At 46.3% G+C, this 19832-nt stretch carries 16 protein-coding genes, 2 tRNA genes and 3 rRNA genes; 5 read left to right on the top strand and 16 right to left on the bottom strand.

Annotation, left to right across the window (positions count from 1 at the left end):
- Nucleotides 1-7: 7 nt before the first annotated feature.
- The 5 genes from EE116_RS02860 to EE116_RS02840 are packed head-to-tail and all read right to left on the bottom strand — an operon-like array spanning nt 8 to nt 2675.
- On the bottom strand, nt 8-562 hold the full coding sequence (locus EE116_RS02860) for a DUF1287 domain-containing protein (RefSeq protein ID WP_122873146.1): 555 nt from the start codon (nt 560-562) through the stop codon (nt 8-10).
- Between the two features lie 7 nt (nt 563-569).
- Nucleotides 570-1499: a phosphatidate cytidylyltransferase gene (locus EE116_RS02855; protein ID WP_122873145.1), complete on the bottom strand. Its 930-nt coding sequence runs from the start codon at nt 1497-1499 to the stop codon at nt 570-572.
- Nucleotides 1496-1858 (bottom strand): hypothetical protein, encoded by a 363-nt coding sequence (locus EE116_RS02850; RefSeq protein WP_122873144.1) that lies wholly within the window; start codon nt 1856-1858, stop codon nt 1496-1498. Before EE116_RS02850 ends, EE116_RS02855 begins: the two co-directional genes overlap by 4 nt.
- Nucleotides 1839-2477 carry a lysophospholipid acyltransferase family protein gene (locus EE116_RS02845; RefSeq protein WP_122873143.1) on the bottom strand — a complete coding sequence of 213 codons (639 nt, stop codon included), beginning with the start codon at nt 2475-2477 and terminating at the stop codon, nt 1839-1841. The genes EE116_RS02850 and EE116_RS02845 overlap by 20 nt, the downstream gene beginning before the upstream one ends.
- Before the next feature lie 15 nt (nt 2478-2492).
- The gene (locus EE116_RS02840) at nt 2493-2675 is read right to left on the bottom strand and encodes a hypothetical protein (protein WP_122873142.1); all 183 of its coding nucleotides are present in this window, start codon (nt 2673-2675) and stop codon (nt 2493-2495) included.
- Nucleotides 2676-3044: 369 nt separating this feature from the next.
- Between EE116_RS02840 and hcp the strand changes: the two genes are divergently transcribed.
- On the top strand, nt 3045-4373 hold the full coding sequence (gene hcp / locus EE116_RS02835) for a hydroxylamine reductase (RefSeq protein ID WP_122873141.1): 1329 nt from the start codon (nt 3045-3047) through the stop codon (nt 4371-4373).
- 653 nt (nt 4374-5026) lie between these two features.
- Here the strand turns inward: hcp and EE116_RS02830 are convergent.
- From EE116_RS02830 to EE116_RS02795, 8 genes are all read right to left on the bottom strand, one after another.
- Nucleotides 5027-5623: a CDP-alcohol phosphatidyltransferase family protein gene (locus tag EE116_RS02830; protein ID WP_122873140.1), complete on the bottom strand. Its 597-nt coding sequence runs from the start codon at nt 5621-5623 to the stop codon at nt 5027-5029.
- A gap of 176 nt (nt 5624-5799) precedes the next feature.
- A 5S ribosomal RNA gene (gene rrf / locus EE116_RS02825) occupies nt 5800-5918 on the bottom strand.
- 169 nt (nt 5919-6087) lie between these two features.
- Nucleotides 6088-8993: ribosomal RNA gene (locus EE116_RS02820) — 23S ribosomal RNA — on the bottom strand.
- Nucleotides 8994-9478: 485 nt separating this feature from the next.
- A tRNA-Ala gene (locus EE116_RS02815) sits at nt 9479-9554 on the bottom strand.
- A gap of 12 nt (nt 9555-9566) precedes the next feature.
- A tRNA-Ile gene (locus EE116_RS02810) sits at nt 9567-9643 on the bottom strand.
- A gap of 119 nt (nt 9644-9762) precedes the next feature.
- Nucleotides 9763-11273, bottom strand: a 16S ribosomal RNA gene (locus EE116_RS02805).
- The 16S, 23S and 5S rRNA genes sit together here with 2 tRNA genes alongside, the layout of an rRNA operon.
- A gap of 596 nt (nt 11274-11869) precedes the next feature.
- Nucleotides 11870-13252 (bottom strand): DUF945 family protein, encoded by a 1383-nt coding sequence (locus EE116_RS02800; RefSeq protein WP_122873139.1) that lies wholly within the window; start codon nt 13250-13252, stop codon nt 11870-11872.
- 21 nt (nt 13253-13273) lie between these two features.
- On the bottom strand, nt 13274-13651 hold the full coding sequence (locus tag EE116_RS02795) for a RidA family protein (protein WP_122873138.1): 378 nt from the start codon (nt 13649-13651) through the stop codon (nt 13274-13276).
- 93 nt (nt 13652-13744) lie between these two features.
- Here EE116_RS02795 and cheQ point away from each other — a divergent pair, with 93 nt between their 5' ends.
- The 4 genes from cheQ (at nt 13745) to EE116_RS12985 (ending at nt 16195) form a co-directional block, all read left to right on the top strand.
- Entirely contained in the window at nt 13745-14218 is a 474-nt protein-coding gene (cheQ, locus tag EE116_RS02790; protein ID WP_122873137.1) for a cheVAW transcriptional regulator CheQ, read from the top strand.
- Nucleotides 14219-14442: 224 nt separating this feature from the next.
- Complete coding sequence (locus EE116_RS02785) at nt 14443-15495, top strand: TRAP transporter substrate-binding protein (protein WP_122873136.1); 1053 nt, start codon at nt 14443-14445, stop codon at nt 15493-15495.
- Nucleotides 15496-15683: 188 nt separating this feature from the next.
- Nucleotides 15684-15851, top strand: a complete 168-nt coding sequence (locus tag EE116_RS12415; RefSeq protein ID WP_163028018.1) for a hypothetical protein — start codon at nt 15684-15686, stop codon at nt 15849-15851.
- Between the two features lie 209 nt (nt 15852-16060).
- On the top strand, nt 16061-16195 hold the full coding sequence (locus tag EE116_RS12985) for a hypothetical protein (protein WP_277418938.1): 135 nt from the start codon (nt 16061-16063) through the stop codon (nt 16193-16195).
- Nucleotides 16196-16316: 121 nt separating this feature from the next.
- Here the strand turns inward: EE116_RS12985 and EE116_RS02780 are convergent, their stop codons facing one another.
- The 3 genes from EE116_RS02780 to EE116_RS02770 all read right to left on the bottom strand — a co-directional run bounded on the left by EE116_RS02780 (nt 16317) and on the right by EE116_RS02770 (nt 19468).
- Nucleotides 16317-16877, bottom strand: coding sequence for a Fe-S-containing hydro-lyase (locus tag EE116_RS02780; RefSeq protein ID WP_122862386.1), 561 nt, complete (start codon nt 16875-16877; stop codon nt 16317-16319).
- Between the two features lie 9 nt (nt 16878-16886).
- A complete protein-coding gene (locus EE116_RS02775) occupies nt 16887-17732 on the bottom strand; it encodes a fumarate hydratase (protein ID WP_122873135.1) in 846 nt (281 codons plus the stop codon).
- A gap of 404 nt (nt 17733-18136) precedes the next feature.
- Complete coding sequence (locus EE116_RS02770; protein ID WP_122873134.1) at nt 18137-19468, bottom strand: hemolysin family protein; 1332 nt, start codon at nt 19466-19468, stop codon at nt 18137-18139.
- Between the last annotated feature and the right edge of the window lie 364 nt (nt 19469-19832).

Raw genomic sequence — 19832 nt, 5'->3', positions numbered from 1 at the left:
TTTACGCTTATTTTATCCTAAAATGCCCCGTTATCTCGTAAACATTTAGCACGTCCTCTTCCTGCGCGCCAAGCCCGATATTGTGGATCACGAGCGGGGTTTTGTCGCCGGCAAATTTATCCGAAACTATGCCGATATGAGGCCTGCCGTTATCCAGCCGCCACGTCACGATATCGCCCGCTTTAAACTCGCCCTTCGCCTCGTAGCCTTTGCGTTTTAGATAGGTGGCGATATTTGGCACTCGGCGATGATCGATGTTTTTGTCGGTCTTTTTCGCGCCCCAGTTTTTTGGATAGGCGCTAAAATTTGCGCTCATATCCTCGTGGATGAGCCGCTGCAGATCGATGTCCTGCCCGCGCAGCGCCCTAACGACGACGTCGGTGCAAACGCCTTTTATCATATCCACGTCGCCCATCGGATAGGCTAGCCTCTCGTACGAAGGATCGTAAAACAGCGTCTGCCCGACCTGCGCTCTAGCGTCTTGTACTAGCTTCCCAGCCGAAAACGCAAAGGCTAAATTTGCCGCGAGCGCTAAAAGTAAAATTTTGCTCCAAATTTTCATCAAAACCTCACGCGTAAAAATATCTAACTATGTGAAAAAATATCGGCGCCGCAAAGCACAGCGAGTCCATGCGGTCAAGCATCCCGCCGTGGCCGCTGATCATGTAGCCCCAGTCTTTGACGCCAAGATCGCGCTTGATCGCAGACATAACGAGCCCTCCTAAAAAGCCCATCATGCAAACGGCAAGCCCGATGAAAAACGCCCCCACCGCGCCAAAAGGCGTGAGATGATGCAGACACGCGGCCAGCGCGCTAGCGCTAAGAACCCCTCCCGCAAAGCCGACCACGGTCTTAGACGGACTGATGCTAGGCGCGATCTTGCGTTTGCCAAAAAGCTTGCCCCAGACGTACTGCAGCACGTCGCTAGACTGCACGACCAGGATCAAAAACAGCATCAGCTCCATGCCGCTGCCTTGCTTAAGATCCAGCAAAAGAAGCGCGGGAATGTGCGAGATACAAAACACGCAGATCATCAGCGCCCACTGGATCTTCGTCGAACGCTCCAAAAAATATGCCGCATCGCCGCAAATAGCCGCCAAAATCGGTAAAAACAAAAATCCGTAAACCGGGATAAATATCATCGCCATCGCGTACCAATCGGCATAAATAAAAATATACTGCGCGGGCAAAATCACGTAAAAGCACGCCACGAGCGCGATATGATCGCCCCTGCGGATGTAGATGAGCGACAAAAACTCGCGCAAAGCGGCAAAAGAGATAAGCAAAAACAAAAATATCACGGCGTTTTTGCCCATATACGTAAACGCAAAAATCACCAAAATCATCGCCCACCAGGCGTTTATGCGCGAGGTCAAATTTGCAATGGTTTTGTTCTCGGCGCCGAATTTCGCCTTTAGGATAAAGGCAACGGCGCTAGAGACGACTAGCACCGCGATGAGTCCTAAAAATAGATTTAATATATGATTTTGCGGGTTCATTTTAGTGCCTTTTGGTTAAATTTAAAGCTAAATTTGACGTCTGTTTCGCATGCCGCCGAACGAGTCAAATTTACGCGCATTTGGTTTGCTCTGCGGGCGGTTTGATCGGTTAAATTTGTTAGCGATAAAAGCTCGCGCCTTGGGCTCGCACTTGGGTCAAATTTGATTTGCGGCGAGGCGAGCGTTTTAGCCTGGGTTTTGTTTTTAAATTTGACGCTTTTAGCCGCCGCTCTCAAAGACTCGCCGTCAAATTTGCCGTAAAAATCGGTCGCAAATTTTCCCGTCTTGCGTGGCGGATTTACGGGGCTTAAATTTACTGCTCTGGCCAAAGCCGCCTCGCTAAGCTTTCGTTCTATCATTTTGCGTATCGCTCATCGCTAGCAGCGCGTCCTGCGCCTTTTGTAAAAACTCGCCCTTGCCCTCGCCGCCGTAGGTTATCTCCTCGCCAACTATCAGCTCGCAAAGCAGCGGAATAGGCACGAAAAAGCCCTTGGGCAGGACGTTTCTCGCATTTTTGATCCATACGGGCACGAACGAGACGGCGGGACACTGCTGCGCCAGGCGAAATATCCCGCTTTTAAACGGCTGCAGCGCGAGGTCGTCGTCCGTCTTGCGCGTGCCTTCGGGAAAGATAATGAGAGAGTGGGTCTGCAGCGCCTCGCTCATTTGCGCTAGCGCCTCCAGCGGCTCCTTGTGACGGCTGATTAGAACCATATTAAACACGTTTTTAGCAAGAAACCTGCGCACGGGCCCGCCCTGCCAATACTCCGCCGCCGCAACGGGACGCACGCGCTTTCTCACGCGGTAAGGCAGCGAGACGAAAATCAGCAAAAAATCGCCGTGGCTAGCGTGATTTGCATAGTAAATTTTAGTGCCGTCGCCGATGTTTAAAAGCTCCTGCGGCGGCCGTACGCCAGTGATAAATATCGTGATGCGGCAAAGGATAAAATCAAGTGCGGCCGCTAAAAACTCTTTCATATTTCGTCCTTTTTGTTAAATTTGCCCTATCGGTGCGTCAAATTTTAACGAGTAGCACGGATTTACGGCGACAATTGCCTGCGAACGAAGCGGGTTTAAAGCTCGGAATTTTAACTCGCAAACGCTCATGATACTCCAAATGATTAGACTTAGCGCAACCTGGGGCGATCTTGCCTGCGACTCTATCTTACCGCCCATAAAACCGCTTTGCTGGTTTTAGTAAAATATAATGAAATTCTTTTATATATTTGCCGTTATTATACCTAAATTCGCTTTTTTTAAGCGCGGCAAGAGACTTGCTCTCTTTGCCCTCTGCGGCCGCTTAAATCTTTAGCTAGATTGTTTTGAGCAGCAGTGAGCCTTAACTCCATAACGCACTAATCCGCCGAGCTTTAGTTAAGAATTAAAACTTAGTCAAATTTGAGTAGCGACCGCGCTGTTGCGAAAATTTAAATTCTCATTTTGTAAATAAATTTGATAAAATTTAGCCGTTTCTTGACGGCGATCAAGTCGTTATTATAAATAAAATCTTAAAATCTGTAACTAATTTTTTATAAAGGATTTTTTATGAGTTACAATCAAGAGATGTTCTGTCATCAGTGCCAAATGAGCGCGCCAGAGGGCTGCGGCGCCAAGGGACAAGACCGCGGCACCTGCGGTAAAACCTCGACGCTAGCATTACTTCAGGACACTATGGTTTTCGGACTTAAAGGCCTTAGCGCCTACCGCCACCACGCGCACGAGCTCGGCGCCGATACCAGTGCGGTCGATACCGTGATGGCGGATACGCTGTATTTTACGCTGACGAACTCAAATTTTAACTTCGACGAGCATATCGCGCAGCTGATGGCCGTCGGAAGCGCGGGCGTACAGATGATGGATATCTTAAGCGAGGCTCATACCGCAAAATTCGGCGTACCGACCCCGGTTAAAGTTAGCCAAAACAAGGTCGAGGGCAAGGCGATTTTGGTTAGCGGTCACAACCTGCACGCTCTTGAGGCGCTGCTAAAAGCAACCGAGGGCAAAGGCATCAATATCTACACCCACTCCGAGATGCTTCCTGCGCACGGCTATCCGCAGCTTCGCAAATATCCGCACCTAAAGGGCAACGTCGGCAAGGCGTGGTTCGATCAGACCAAGCTTTTTAACGAATTTAAGGGCGCTATTTTGATGACTACTAACTGCATCGTGCCGCTTCGCTCGTCCTGTAGCTACGCAGACAGGCTGTTTGGCTACTCTATCGCGGGCACCGACGGCATCAAACATATCCAAAACGACGATTTTACGCCGCTCATCGAGTGCGCGCTTGCGTGCGGCGACGTGAGCATGGACAGCGACGAGAGCTTGGTGACGGGCGGACACTACAAGACGATTTTAAGCCTCGCGCCGCAAATTTTAGACGCGATCAAATCGGGCAAAATCCGCCGCTTTTTCGTCATCGCAGGCTGCGACGCGCCGGGCAAAGGACGCGAGTATTACCGCGAGCTAGCGCTTAGCCTGCCGAAAGACTGCGTGATTTTGACCTCCAGCTGCGGCAAATTCCGCTTCAACGACGTGGATTTTGGAACCGTCCCCGGCACCGAGCTTCCGCGCTATATCGATCTAGGTCAGTGCAACGACAGCAACGGCGCGGTCAAGATCGCTCTGGCGCTTAGCGAGGCTACGGGCATCGCGGTAAACGATCTGCCGGTCTCGATCGTGCTGATGTGGATGGAGCAAAAGGCGGTCATCATCCTGCTTGCGCTGTTTAGTCTGGGCGTTAAAAATATCAACGTGGGCCCTACGGTACCTGAGTTTTTCAACGACGAAATTTTGGGCTTTTTGGTGCAAAATTTCGGCCTTCGCCTAATCAGCGGCGACGCGCAGGCGGATATGAAATACTTCCTGGGCGAATAACCGTCGCTCGGGCAATCTTTGCAGGCGCGCGAACGACGCATAAAACGGCGCGCGGAATTTCTTGCGATTTCTCGCGCGCCCGTAAATCCGCTTCCGCCCGCTAAATTTTAAAATTTCGGCGGGCGACAAATTTCGTTTTACAACACGAGTATTACATAGTCTTTGCTTAATAAAAGCGATCTTAACCACCAAACATACACTCAAATGAAAATACCCGCTCGCCTTGGCAATGAGATAACTTTAGTAAAAACTGAATTTATAAATTTGACATGCTCGTCAAATTTAGTTTTTTGTACGGTTATCGTAATCCTTATTTTTTAAATTTGACTAGCTTGCGTCATCCGTAAATTTGGCTATCTTTTTGATAAAGTTTCCCCACGACCATGCTATATTTTTCGGCTATTTTTAAAGAATTCATCTGAGTACGGATTGAAATTTATTGCTTACCCGCTAACCCCACGCTAGCGCTTTATAAACCTTTTAAACCAAATTTGGCCGTACCGTAAACTACGCCAAATGTTATAGCATTGCAGTTGGATATTGTTTTGGGATTTATATCGTTTGATTTATGGGAGTCTAGGCATAAATTTACAAAAATACGTCATCCTATTTTTGCTTCATTCCTTAAATTTATGCCACGTATTTTTATTAAACTAGCTTTTCAACCCAATTCTAACGCGATTTATGCAGGTAAGCACAAGCAAAAGCGCCACCGCGTAAAGCGTCCAACTAAACCATGAGGGCAGCTGACCAAATACCGCATATATAGTGCCTATAAGCCCGAATACGAATGCGCGATCGCTCTTACCCATAGGTCCATCGTAACGCCTACCGCTACCGTGCACCTGGCCCAGAACACCTAAAAACTCGCTCATAAAGGCCAGAAAAATAACGAGCGAGATAACACCCCAGCCAAAAGGCGCAACAAAAGCAAACGGAATATAAAGAGCGGCATCAGAGATGACGTCAGCAGCTTCATTTAGATAGCCTCCTAGCGGCGTTTTTTGATTAAATTCGCGGGCCAGCATGCCGTCGATAGCGTTTAACGCCATACGCAAAAACATCCAAATAGGCAGCAGAAAAAATAGAGTAGATATATCAGCAAATTTGATGAGTAGCGCGCCTAGTAAAATAGACACAGCACATGCTGATAATGTAACTTGATTTGCCGTGACACCCGCACTGTAAAGAAGTTTTACTATGGGACGAAGCAGGTTTTGAAATTTGGGTTTTAGCTCGTAAATACTCATGATGCTCCAAATAATTTTAATTTAGTATTTTCCCTAAAAAATACTTGGATAAAGTTTAATAAAGGAGAGCAGCCCATCAATTTACAAAAAATATACAATATATTACAAGAGAACTAAATCAAAGAATAAAGAATGTAATGTAAAAAGTATAAAGGAATAAAAGCATAAAAAAACAAAGCCCGCAACGACCTACTTTCCCGACATCCCAGTAAGGGAGAGTATCATCAGCCAGGACGAGCTTAGCTTCTTGGTTCGAGATGGAGCAAGGCGTTTCCTCGTCTGTATAGTCACGGGCAGTGTTAAAGAAATAAACTATATTAATTTACTTCTTTAACACTGCTATTTAATTGTTAAAAATCAAATCTCATTTTAACTAAAACAAGATCTTGATAAGGTATAGATTAGATATTTTATTTCGAATTTTCGAAATAAAATTACCCTTAACAAGGAAGTGATGCTTATTAAAAGATAAGCAGACGAGCTATTAGTACTGGTCAGCTAAAGGACTTTCATCCATTACACACCCAGCCTATCAAACTTATAGTCTATAAGAGCTCTTAAAAGAAGATTCATCTTGGAGTTGGCTTCCTGCTTAGATGCTTTCAGCGGTTATCACATCCCGACATAGCTACCCAGCGCTACCCTTGGCAGGATAACTGGTACACCAGTGGTCGGTTCAACCCGGTCCTCTCGTACTAGGGTCAACTCTCCTCAATCTTCTTGCGCCCACGGCAGATAGGGACCGAACTGTCTCACGACGTTCTGAACCCAGCTCGCGTACCGCTTTAAATGGCGAACAGCCATACCCTTGGGACCTGCTCCAGCCCCAGGATGCGATGAGCCGACATCGAGGTGCCAAACCTCCCCGTCGATGTGAGCTCTTGGGGGAGATCAGCCTGTTATCCCCGGGGTACCTTTTATCCTTTGAGCGATGGCCCTTCCACACAGAACCACCGGATCACTAAGACCGACTTTCGTCCCTGCTTGACGTGTATGTCTCGCAGTTAAGCTGGCTTTTGCCTTTATACTCTGCGAACGATTTCCAACCGTTCTGAGCCAACCTTTGTAAGCCTCCGTTACATTTTGGGAGGCGACCGCCCCAGTCAAACTACCCACCAGACATTGTCCTACTTGAGGATAACTCAAGCTAGTTAGCTATCAGAATAAAAAAGAGTGGTATCTCAACAACGGCTCACCATAAACTGGCGTCTATGGATCAAAGCCTCCCACCTATCCTGCACATTTTTATCCCAATAGCAGTGTCAAGCTGTAGTAAAGGTCCACGGGGTCTTTCCGTCTTGCCGCGGGTAGGAGGAATTTTCACCTCCACTACAATTTCACTGGATCCCTCTTCGAGACAGCTCCCATCTCGTTACGCCATTCATGCAGGTCGATATTTAATCGACAAGGAATTTCGCTACCTTAGGACCGTTATAGTTACGGCCGCCGTTTACTCGGGCTTCGATCAAACGCTTCGCAGAGCTAACGTCATCAATTAACCTTCGAGCACCGGGCAGGCGTCACACCCTATACATCCTCTTACGAGTTAGCAGAGTGCTGTGTTTTTGGTAAACAGTCGGGAGGGACTCTTTGTTGTAACCTTCAATGCTTACGGAGTAAATCCTTCACAAAGTTAGGCACACCTTATACCGAAGATACGGTGCTATTTTGCAGAGTTCCTTGAAGAGAGTTCTTCCACGCGCCTTAGAATACTCATCCCACCCACCTGTGTCGGTTTACGGTACGGGCAACTATAACTAAACTTAGAAACTTTTCTTGGCTCGACAGTATCAGCAATTCGCTATCCATTCCGAAGAACTTCAAACGCCTGTGGGGTCTCGGCTTAAAAAGATCCGGATTTGCCTGGATCTTAACCTACACCTTTCGACTAGCACTACCATCCGCTAGCTTGCTTAACTCTAAGCGTCCTTCCATCGCACATTATAGTTGGCATTGGAATATTAACCAATTTTCCATCGCATACCCCTTTCGGACTTTGCTTAGGACCCGGCTAACCCTACGATGACGAGCATCGCGTAGGAAACCTTGGGTTTACGGCGTTGGGGATTCTCACCCCAATTATCGCTACTCATGCCTGCATGCTCACTTGCATTCGCTCCAGCGCTCCTTACCGGTACACCTTCGACGCTGAATGCAACGCTCTCCTACCACTTAGTAAAACTAAGTCTAAAGCTTCGGTACTCATTTTAGCCCCGTTATATTTTCCGCGCAGAATCACTAGACCAGTGAGCTATTACGCTTTCTTTAAAGGATGGCTGCTTCTAAGCCAACCTCCTGGTTGTTTAAGTAACTCCACATCGTTTTCCACTTAAATGAGATTTAGGGACCTTAGCTGTTAGTCTGGGTTGTTCCCCTCTCGACGACGGATTTTATCACTCGCCGCCTGACTGCCATGATTACACACTAGGTATTCGGAGTTTGATAGGGTTTGGTACATTGGTGTATGCCCTAGCCCATTCAGTGCTCTACCCCCCAGTGTTACTACATGACGCTATACCTAAATATATTTCGGAGAGAACCAGCTATCACGATGTTTGATTGACCTTTCACCCCTATCCACAAGTCATCCCAAGGCTTTTCAACGCCAGCGGGTTGGGTCCTCCACCGGCTCTTACACCGGCTTCAACCTGCTCATGGATAGATCACATCGTTTCGGGTCTGCAGCATCTGACTAAACGCCCTATTAAGACTCGCTTTCGCTACGGCTCCGGGTTTCCTTAACCTCGCCAGACACCACAACTCGCAGGCTCATTATGCAAAAGGCAGTCCATAACACGTCATAAAGAATCGTGCTCTGAATGATTGTAAGTAAATGGTTTCAGGTTCTATTTCACTCTGATCACCTCAGTTCTTTTCACCTTTCCCTCACGGTACTTGTGCGCTATCGGTCTAGTAGTAGTATTTAGGGTTGGATCGTGGTCGACCCGGCTTCAGACAGAATATCACGTGTTCCGCCCTACTCAGGATACTGCTAAGTAAAACAAAGCTTTCATATACGGGAGTATCACCCTCTATGCTTAATCTTTCCAGATTATTCTATTAGCTAAGTTTAGTCTATATCGCAGTCCTACAACCCCGTTAGTAAACTAACGGTTTGCCCTCTTACGCGTTCGCTCGCCGCTACTAGCGTAATCTCTTTTGATTTCTTTTCCTGAGGGTACTAAGATGTTTCAATTCCCCTCGTTCGCTCCATATTAGGTAGTTAAGCTCACGCTTAACTGGGTTGCCCCATTCAGAAATTCCCGGATCAAAGCCCCTTGACGGCTCCCCGAGACTTATCGCAGCCTGGCACGTCTTTCATCGCCTCTACTAGCCAAGGCATCCACCACTTACTCTTAGTAGCTTACCTTTTATTAGTATATAATATATTCTAATTCGCATCACTTCCTTGTTAAAGGTAACTCATAAATTTAAGATTTCATAACTAAGCCTCAAATTTAAGATCTATTACTAAATTTAAATCTCTAGCTTTTAAGACGGAAAGCATTGACTAATATCTAGGTAAGTTTTAAATCCTGTGATATCTTGTGACGTCAAACTTCTGCATTAAGCAAATAAGCAAGATCTTTAAATCTTTAACAAGTCCTGTAAAATTGTTTTATTTATTAAAACTTGATTGTGACTTTTAACAATGATAAACTAAATAACGTTTAGACTTCGCAGACTAGCAAAGCTAGTCTTTGCGACCAAGGGCTAAAAAGCCCTTTGGAAACCCCTAAAGCACACCGCTTCTTTCGAAAGCGCCGTAAAAATAAAGAGTCTATTTCGACAAAGTCTAAACTAAATATTTAATAAAAATACTTAGTTTAGACTTTTTTGATGTTAAACTAATCATGGTGGAGAATAGCGGGATCGAACCGCTGACCTCCTGCGTGCAAAGCAGGCGCTCTCCCAGCTGAGCTAATTCCCCAATTAAATTCTCTGGTGGGCCTAACAAGACTTGAACTTGTGACCTCACCCTTATCAGGGGTGCACTCTAACCAGCTGAGCTATAGGCCCCTATAGGTTTGCGTCAATCTTTCAAAACTAAACAAGGTCGATTGAGTAGATTATCTATAGCGATAACCTAAATTTTCCTTTGACGAATATCTTGTGAGAGAATATTCGTTGTACTCTAGAAAGGAGGTGATCCAACCGCAGGTTCTCCTACGGTTACCTTGTTACGACTTCACCCCAGTCGCTGATTCCACTGTGGACCATAACCAGTTTGGTATTTGGGCTTCGAGTGAAATCAACTCCCATGGTGTGACGGGCGGTGAGTACAAGACCCGGGAACGTATTCACCGTAGCATGGCTGATCTACGATTACTAGCGATTCCGGCTTCATGGAGTCGAGTTGCAGACTCCAATCCGAACTGGGACATATTTTATAGATTTGCTCCATCTCGCGATATTGCGTCTCATTGTATATGCCATTGTAGCACGTGTGTCGCCCCGGACATAAGGGCCATGATGACTTGACGTCGTCCACACCTTCCTCCTCCTTGCGAAGGCAGTCTCATTAGAGTGCTCGGCCGAACCGTTAGCAACTAATGACGTGGGTTGCGCTCGTTGCGGGACTTAACCCAACATCTCACGACACGAGCTGACGACAGCCGTGCAGCACCTGTCTTAACATTTCTGCAAGCAGATACTCTTCCATCTCTGGATGATTTGTTAGATATCAAGTCCGGGTAAGGTTCTTCGCGTATCTTCGAATTAAACCACATGCTCCACCGCTTGTGCGGGTCCCCGTCTATTCCTTTGAGTTTTAATCTTGCGACCGTACTCCCCAGGCGGTATACTTAATCCGTTAGGTGCATTACTGCCTCGACTAGCGAAGCAACAACTAGTATACATCGTTTAGGGCGTGGACTACCAGGGTATCTAATCCTGTTTGCTCCCCACGCTTTCACGCATTAGCGTCAGTTAAGTTCCAGCAGATCGCTTTCGCAATGGGTATTCTTCTTGATCTCTACGGATTTTACCCCTACACCAAGAATTCCATCTGCCTCTCCCTTACTCTAGATTATCAGTTTCCCAAGCAGTTTAACGGTTAAGCCGTTAGATTTCACAAGAGACTTGATAATCCGCCTACGCGTCCTTTACGCCCAGTGATTCCGAGTAACGCTTGCACCCTCCGTATTACCGCGGCTGCTGGCACGGAGTTAGCCGGTGCTTATTCCTTGGGTACCGTCATAATTCTTTCCCAAGAAAAGGAGTTTACGCTCCGAAAAGTGTCATCCTCCACGCGGCGTTGCTGCTTCAGGGTTTCCCCCATTGAGCAATATTCCCTACTGCTGCCTCCCGTAGGAGTCTGGACCGTGTCTCAGTTCCAGTGTGACTGATCATCCTCTCAGACCAGTTACGCGTCATAGCCTTGGTAAGCCATTACCTTACCAACTAGCTGATACGATATAGCCCTATCCATTACCGAAAAACTTTCCCGTATCTACTTATATAGATACGGAGTATAAGGTATTAGCAGTCGTTTCCAACTGTTGTCCCTTAGTAATGGGCAAGTTAGCTATATATTACTCACCCGTGCGCCACTAAGATTAAATAGCAAGCTACTTAATCTCCGTTCGACTTGCATGTATTAGGCACGCCGCCAGCGTTCACTCTGAGCCAGGATCAAACTCTCCATATTAACCTTCTTTAGCGCAAAGCAAAGCTTTGCTAAGAAGCAACGCTAAAGACTAAGATTGCTCACGCAATCTAAATTAGCGTTTAGCTAAATCAAATTTAATTGATTTAGAATTTATATGAAGTTTTAATCAAAAAACTTTAATTTTATTAATTAGTTTTATCTCTTATCTACTTTCCAAGGAAAGCCTGATAAAAGATTGGCTCAATCGATCACTTGTTTAGATTTCAAAGATTGACTAATTAGTTTAACAGTGTTAATTTAAAAAACATAATTTAAGAGCTAGTTTCAAAAACTCTCAAAAATTAGAGAGTTGTTTATTTAACTCAAAATTAAAACTTACGATATTAAAAGAAAAGGCTTTATTAACGTGAAAGTTAAAGGTGGTTTCTCAATTCGTGAGCTCGAATTATACAAGCAATATACTTAAAAGAAGCTGAAGAAAAGGAGGGGTGTAAAAATTTTAGAGATTTTTTGTTGTGGGTTTTATCAAAGTTTTATTTTGCATAAATTTACCTTAATATATAGGCAAAAACAAAATTCATTTAGCGGACGAATCAGTAAATTTAGCGCTATCGTCCGCTAAAAATAAGGCAAATTTAGTTCGCCATCAGGCTCATTATAAATTCTTTGAGCGAAATTTTATCGTTTACTAGCAGATCGTCACTACCGACGTCGTGCTTAAATTTCGCGCTCATATACTCGCCTTCTTTGGCAAAAAGCGAATTTAGGCGCTCCTCAAAAGGCTTGATGCCGTCCATCATTTGGTTAAAGTCGCTATCGGCCATTAGCCCCTTATACGCGCTTAAAAACTCCGTTATAGACGCGGCTTGCACCTTTATCTCGCCGTCAAATTTGATCGCTTTTAGCGCCGTTTGGATATCCGAGTCCTCATCTAGCGCTTTACTTTCCGCGCCAATGCCCGACGCGTCGGCTATGGCATTAAATTTTAGCTCTTTGCCGTTTGGATTTTTAAAGCTAAAATTTTTAATCTCCATCACGTAGTTTTTGCTCATCAAAATTTTATAAAGAGTCGACTCTTTCGGGTCGGTGACGTACATCGCCATCGCTTCTTTGTTTACGTTTTTCTCGTTTAGGCTCAAATTTAGCTGCGTGAGTACCTTTTTGCCGTCTACGTCAAGCGCTCCTAGACTCGCGTCGGTAAGCGTGTCGAGGAGATTTGCGTCTGCGTTTTGCTTTACCTGCGCTAAAAACGACATACCCGTAATGCCGACCGATTTTGGAAAATCATAACCCTTAGCGCTGTTAAAGCTCATTTTCTCGGCCTTTAGCCCGATTTTAGCTATATTTTCGTAGGCGGTTTGTATATTTATAAACGAGATGAGATCGTCAAAGCTCTTAAAGTCGTTAAGTTCGATGAGCGCGGAGGCGTTTTCTATATCGACCTTATCTATGCCGTCCGTATCGCCGCCACCGATTTTACCGACGCCGATTTCTAGGGATTTTATCTTATTTTCTTTTATTTGCGCCTTCGCAAACGGCTTTGAGATTACGAAGCTAGAGTCATCCTCATTTGTTTTGATATCGGCCAAATTTAGCGTCACGTCGCGGGTTTTATCAAATTTTATCAGCGCATCGATGCTTAAAAACTCGTCCGTACCGAAAATTTTCTTTAGATAGAGTGCGGCTTCGGGCGTTAGCGCTTTGACGTCGCTATGAGCCTTAAACCCGCTAAACAGCTCGGCAAATCCGTGCTTTAGCGTCGTTTTGGCTTCAAATTTGACCGGATCGTTGCCGTCGGTGAGCTCGAGTTTTAGCACCGCGCGCGAGCTAAACAGCCCTTTGTCGTAGTCGTTTTCTACCGCGTTTGCTTTTATATTAAAAAATCCAAGCTTGAGTGTCTCGCTAGTTAGCCTCGCCACGCCCCTGTCGTAGGACTCTTTGGCCTTAGACGAGCCGTAAAACGCGGCTCCAAAAACCGCGATCAAAACGACCGCGAGCGCAAATATAATCTTTTTCATTTTTTCCCTTGATTTTAAATTTTACTTCGTCGCCGCGATGAGCTCGATCTCGACTAGGCCGCCTTTTGGCAGCGTTTTAACGGCGATCGTACTTCTGGCAGGATACGGCTCGTTAAAAAATTTAGCGTAGATTTCGTTTACGGCCGCAAAGTCCTCGATGTCGGCTAGAAAAATCGTCGTTTTTACCGCGTTTTCAAAGCTAAGTCCCGCCTGCGCCAAAATCGCTTTTAAATTTAGCATCGATTGCTCGGCTTGAGCCTTCACGTCCTCGCCGGCAAATTTGCCGTCAGGCGTAACGCCCAGCTGCCCTGAAATAAACAAAAATCCATTTGCCTCGATCGCCTGCGAATACGGTCCGATCGCCTGCGGAGCGTCTTTTGTAGAGATAACCTTTTTCATTTTCGTCCTTTGTAAAATTTGGGCGCATATTATCTAATTTACGGCTAAAAAAGCAAATTTCGCTATAATTTCCCGTAAAAAGGCACGAAAAATATGAAAATCACCCTTGCACCAAACGAGTTTTTAGACGATTACGTTCTGGGCTGCGAATTTGCGCGAAATGCCGAAATTTCGGGCAATGCGTATCTGTTTTGGAGCGGCGCGATCTGCGCTAAATTTGAAAACTCGCGCATCGTTTTTCTACACAAAAAAAGCATTCCCGCACGATTTCGCGAGGCGGCCGCGCGCTGCAGCGATCTAGCCGGACTCGTGCTCACGTCGGCATTTTGCTCGTTTACGACTCTAGCGCCCTCGCATCTAGTCGCCAAAAACGGCTCCAAACTCTACCCGCTTTTTGATCTACGCGAAATTTGCGGGATCAAATTTATAAATTTAAAGAAATTTTACGACGACTTCGGACTTGACTACGACTACCGAATTTACATCGAAAAGTGCTCGTTTTTCTCGCCTGCGCCGCTTGAAAAGCGCATAAAGCTAACCGAGACGATGTGTCTTGGGTATTATTAGTCTAGCCAAAAAATCCGCTCAAATTTAACTCTCAAAACGCTATAGTAAATTCGGATCGCAAATTTAATCGTCACAACATAAAAATTAATTTTCGTAACATTTTATAAATTTATTTACGTTTTTACTCATGTGTAATAAATTTTTACAGCTTAAATTTTAAAATTAATCAAAAAGTATAATACAAAACTCTATAATCGGTAAATTTAAAACCGAAAGGAGAAAAAATGAAACTATTTTCAGCTCTAGCTCTATGCGCTGCGATGATGATCAGCGCGCAGGCTGCGGAAAAATACAAAATCAAGCTCGCCTCCACCTACGAGAGCAACGTGCCCGTACTAGGCGACGCTCCGAAGAAATTTAAAGAGCTCGTGGAAAAGATGAGCGACGGCCGTATCGATGTTCGCGTTGACTATCCGTCAAAGCACAAGGCGGCGTTTGCGCTGCTTGATATGGTCAAAAGCGCCCAGTACGACGCAGCTTTCACCGCGAGCTACTTTTATAAGGGCAAGGACGCCAAGCTCATGCTCTTTACGACCGTGCCTTTTGGTATGAACAAGGCCGAGCAGGACGCATGGTACGCGTACGGCGGAGGCAAGGAGCTCGCGCAAAAGGTCTTTAACGAGCAGGGCATCGTGACATTTCACGGCGGAAATTTCGGCATGCAGATGGGCGGCTGGTTTAAAAAAGAGATCAAGAGCACGGACGATCTCAAGGGGCTAAAACTGCGCATGACCGGACTTGGCGGCGAGATAATGGCAAAACTGGGAGTCAATATAAACACGATCCCGATCGGCGAGCTATACATGGCGATGGAGATGAACACGATCGACGCCGTCGAGTGGGTGTGCCCAGCGATCGATATAAATTTCGGCTTTCAAAAGGTGGCTAAATTTTACTACACGGGTTGGCAGGAGCCCGCGAGCGAAAATGAATTTTACATCAACAAAAAGCTCTGGGACAAGCTACCGGCCGACCTCCAAGCTATCATAGAAACCGCGACCAAGGCCGTAGCGGCGGACGTATACGAGTCGGCGGTCTATCAAAACTCGCTGGTCCTTGATAAAATCAAAAGCGAGCATCCGGACGTGAAAATCGCCTCGTTTCCGCCCGGGGTCATTGCTGCGCTACGCAAAGCCACGGACGAGATCCTAGACGAGCTTTCGGCAAAGGACGCGACGTTTAAGGAAATTTTGGACTCGCAAAAAGCCTTTATGAAAAAGGCTAGAGCCTGGACGCAGATCTCCGAAAACAGCTACATAAACAGCACTACGGAGTGATCCCGCTAAATTTAACGAGCCGTCCGAGTAAATTTGACGGCTCGAAGGCTAGTGCAAATTTGAGATTAACGCCGGTTTGCTCAAATTTGACTCGCAACTTATTACGCCAAACCTAGTCTCGAAAAAACGAGTAAATTTTAACCCAATAACGCCAAAATCACGCAACCGCCAAATTTAAAAGGAAGGTCATGAAAGTATCTAAATTTTGCCTTTTGGCGATAATTTTTTGCGGACTCGGCGGCGCAAATCTAAGCGCTCAAACGACGAAAGCCGAGCTAATGGAAAAAACGGTAATCGATTTTTACCAAACAAACTACGGCAATGCTAGATACGGCCTAGCGTCTCGGAGTGGCTAACGCCCGAGCTCGACGAGCTGATTTACGATCAGTTCGGCTCTGCGCTCGGACGTCTGAGCGGCGTAGAACACGTATCGTCGGATCTAGATCTCGATCCTTTTATAGGCTCGCACGAGATTGAAGAGCTCAAAAACTTTAGCGCAAAAGCAGTCTCAGAGAACGAGGTACGAGTAAAATTTGAGCTGTTCGGCGAAAAACGGGATATAACTTTGCGCCTAATTTGCGACAAAGATTGCCTGATCGACGACGTAAAGCTTAGCGACGCAGGCTCGTTAAAGGCTAAGATCAAGAAGTCTTTAAAAGCGGCGTATCCGAGTAATTACGGCAAAATTTTTAAAGACTAAGCATAAAATTTGAGAATTTTCGCGCCGTTTGGTTTCAAATTTGCCTGCTTTCAAACGGCACGCAAACCAAGAGCGGCGGGGAGATCGAGGCGCGAGCTAGCGATAACCCGCGCCGATAAATTTATATTTTTTTATACGGAGCTTGTCCGACTTCGTAGAAGTTATTGCCCTCGCTATCGATCGCTACGATAGCTGGGAAATCCTCGACCGTAAGCCTCGCGACCGCCTCGGGTCCTAGCTCTGGATAGGCTAACACTTCGTACTTTTTGATGCTTTGGCTGATTAGCGCACCGGCGCCCCCGATAGCGACCATGTAGACGCAGCCTGATTTTTTCATCGCTTCGACGACGGCGTCGCTACGATATCCTTTGCCGATCATGCCGTTGATGCCTACTTCGTTTATCATCGTCGGAGTGTATTTATCCATGCGTCCGCTAGTAGTCGGTCCCGCAGCTCCTATGACGTCGCCGGGTTTTGCGGGGCTCGGTCCTAGGTAGTAGATCGTCTCGCCGGCTAAATTTACGGGCAAGGCCTCGCCGCGAGCCAAAGTCTCGGTTAGCGCCTTGTGCGCGGCGTCGCGAGCCGCGATGATGGTGCCGCTTATTAGTACGTTATCGCCTGCTTTTAGGCTTTTTACGACCTCTTTATCAAATGGCGCGGTTATCTTTTTTACTTCTGACATCTTTTCTCCTTAAATTTCAGCTTCGGCGTGGCGAGCGGCATGGCAGTTGATGTTGATAGCGACCGGCAGGCCCGCGATGTGGGTCGGATACCACTCGATGTTTACTTTTACCGCGGTCGTGTCGCCGCCTAGACCTTGCGGTCCGACGCCCGTTTTGCAGGCGAGCTCTAGTAGCTCCTCCTCTAGTTTGGCGTATCTAGGATCGGGGTTTTTGCTATCTGCGTCGCGAGCGGCGGCGTATTTTGCCATTAGCGCGGCCTTATCCATCGTGCCGCCTATGCCTACGCCGATCACCATCGGAGGACAGGCGTTTGGACCCGCTAGCTTAACTGTGTCTAAAAATACCTTTTTCACGCCCTCTAGGCCGTCTGCGGGTACTAGCATTTTTAGAGCCGATTTGTTCTCGCTACCAAAGCCTTTTGGAGCCACTTTTATATGGATTTTATCGCCTCTTACTATCCTTACGTTTATGACGGCGGGGGTGTTGTTCGTCGTATTTTTGCGCTCAAAGATCGGGTCATTTACGACTGATTTGCGCAGATAGCCGCCCACGTAGCCGTCTTTTACGCCCTCGTTTATCGCGTCTTCTAAAAATCCGCCCTCGATATGCACATCCTGTCCGAGATCGACGAACACGACCGCCATGCCCGTGTCTTGGCAGATCGGCGCGATGCCCTTTTGGGCTAGATCGGCATTTTGGAGTACCTTGCCTAGGATGTCTTTGCCTATCGGCGAGCTCTCGTTTTCTCTAGCTTTTTCAAAAGCTGCTCTCATATCGGGCGTTACGACGTAACAGGCCTGCTTGCAAAGCTCGCTGACGGTTTTGGAGATTAATTCCGCTTGAACTACTCTCATCTGTCCTCCTGTGTTAAATTTGTTTTATAAATTTCAAAATATAAAATTTAATTTTTATCTCTTATTAAATTTCGCGAAGTTTATCAAAATAAGCTAAAAAGTTAGATTAAATTTGTGGATTTTGAAAGTCCGAGAGAAAAATCGGTGTAAATTTAGCAAGACGAATTTAAATTTATGCTTCGTGCAAATTTAACGGCAATCCCGCAAGACTCGGTCAAACGGCGATAAATTTAGCACAAATGCCGCAAACTCAAATTTGACGAAACGGCTTAAATTTGAGCCGATTTCGCGAGTGAGATGGCGTTTTTAAATTTTAGACCGGCTTAAATTTGAAAATCCCTTTCTGCGCCTCAAATTTAAAACCAAATTTACGCCCCGCCCGCAAAGGCAAAGCGCAAATTTGCCTAGTCCTCGTCCTCTTTTTGCTCAAATTTTCTGCGCACTTTGACGCTAGAGATGCTAGCGCCGTCCATCTTGCGCACTTCGTAGTAGCAGTTTTCGTCCTCGATCTTGTCGCCCACGACCGGCAAGCGACCGATGAGATTAAAGACATACCCGCCGATCGTTAGCTCCTCGGTCTCATCAGCAAAGCTTATCCCCATCAGCTCCTCGACGCTCTCTAAGTCAAAGCGCCCCTGAAACTCGTAGATATTTTCGTTGATCTTTTTGTAGTGCGGGTCGGCGTCGTCGTGCTCGTCGTTAAAGTCGCCCAAAATCTCTTCCATGATGTCTTCCATCGTGAGCAGCCCCGCCGTGCCGCCGTATTCGTCCACAACCAGAGCGGCGGAGATTTGCTGCTTGTTCATCATCACGAGGATTTTAGATATCGAGAGGTTTTCGGGTACGATGACGAATTTACGCACGATGCTGTCAAATTCGCGCTTTTTGTTACCCAGGTCGATTTGCAAGATATCCCTGATATGGATCATACCTAGTATCGCATCCTTGCTGCCGTCGATGTAGGGGTAGCGCGTATATTTGGAGTCAAAGATCACTTTGATGTTTTCTTCGTAGCTTTTTTGCTTATTTATGCAGACCATATCGCGGCGCGGAGTCATGATCTCTTTAGCGACCGTGTCGGAGAAATCGACCGCATTTTTGATGATCTCGGTCTCAAAGCTATCAAGAACGCCTCCTTTTAGGCTCTCGCCGACGATGATTTTTATCTCCTCTTCCGAGTGGGCCAGCTCGCTATCTTTGGCGGGCTTGATGCCTAAAATTTTAAGAGAAACGCCCGCTAGAAAATCAAAAGTTTTGATCAAAGGCGAGAAAACAACCCAAAATACGTGCAATGGACGCGCGATGGCGAGGACTGCTTTTTCAGATTTTGCGATGGCGACGGACTTTGGTACTAGCTCGCCTAGCACCACGTGCATGAGCGTGATCAGCGTAAACGCGATCGCAAAAGCGACGGTGTGGACTAATATATCGCTTAGATTAAAGTATGTTTTTAGCGGTTCTTCTATCAGCCTAGCGACCGCAGGCTCGCCGATCCAGCCAAGAGCTAGCGAGCTTAACGTGATGCCTAGCTGCGTGGCAGAGAGGTATGTGTCGAGATTGTTTGACATATCAAGCGCGGTTTTCGCGTTTGGCACTTTGTCCTTTGCAAGCTCCTCTAGGCGGCTCTTACGGACTTTGACGATGGAAAATTCTGATAAGACGAAAAAAGCGTTTAGAAATACGAAGAAAAACGCGAGAGCGATCATAAAAAGCGAGTCGGCGCTACTGGGGTGCAATTAAAATCCTTAAAAAATTAAAATGAAATGCGGCGATTATAGCAGAAAATCTGGAATTTTAAACTGAAAGCGCATTTTTGCCGCCGTCAGAGCTAGCGAGAGCTGCGGAGGCTATTTCACCGCGTTTTGACGCTTTTGGCGGCGTGCGCGCCATGCTTACCATTTAAATTTGAGCGTAAATTTGACATCCGCGCTAAACTTGTAATACAAATATTGCTTATTTTATGCGGCTTTCGGTCTAAATTTGCAAAATTATTTAAATTTGAGTCCAAATTTGACGCGCCTAGACCCGCATCGTAAAAATGCTAGCGGTTAAATTTATAAAATTTGAACCAAGCTTACGCAGTCAAATTTAGCGGCAAAT

The sequence above is a fragment of the Campylobacter showae genome, from assembly GCF_900573985.1.
Classification (GTDB): Bacteria; Campylobacterota; Campylobacteria; order Campylobacterales; family Campylobacteraceae; genus Campylobacter_A; species Campylobacter_A showae_E.
The sequence above is the reverse complement of the archived record's forward strand: the minus strand, read 5'-3'. Positions and strand labels throughout refer to the sequence as shown.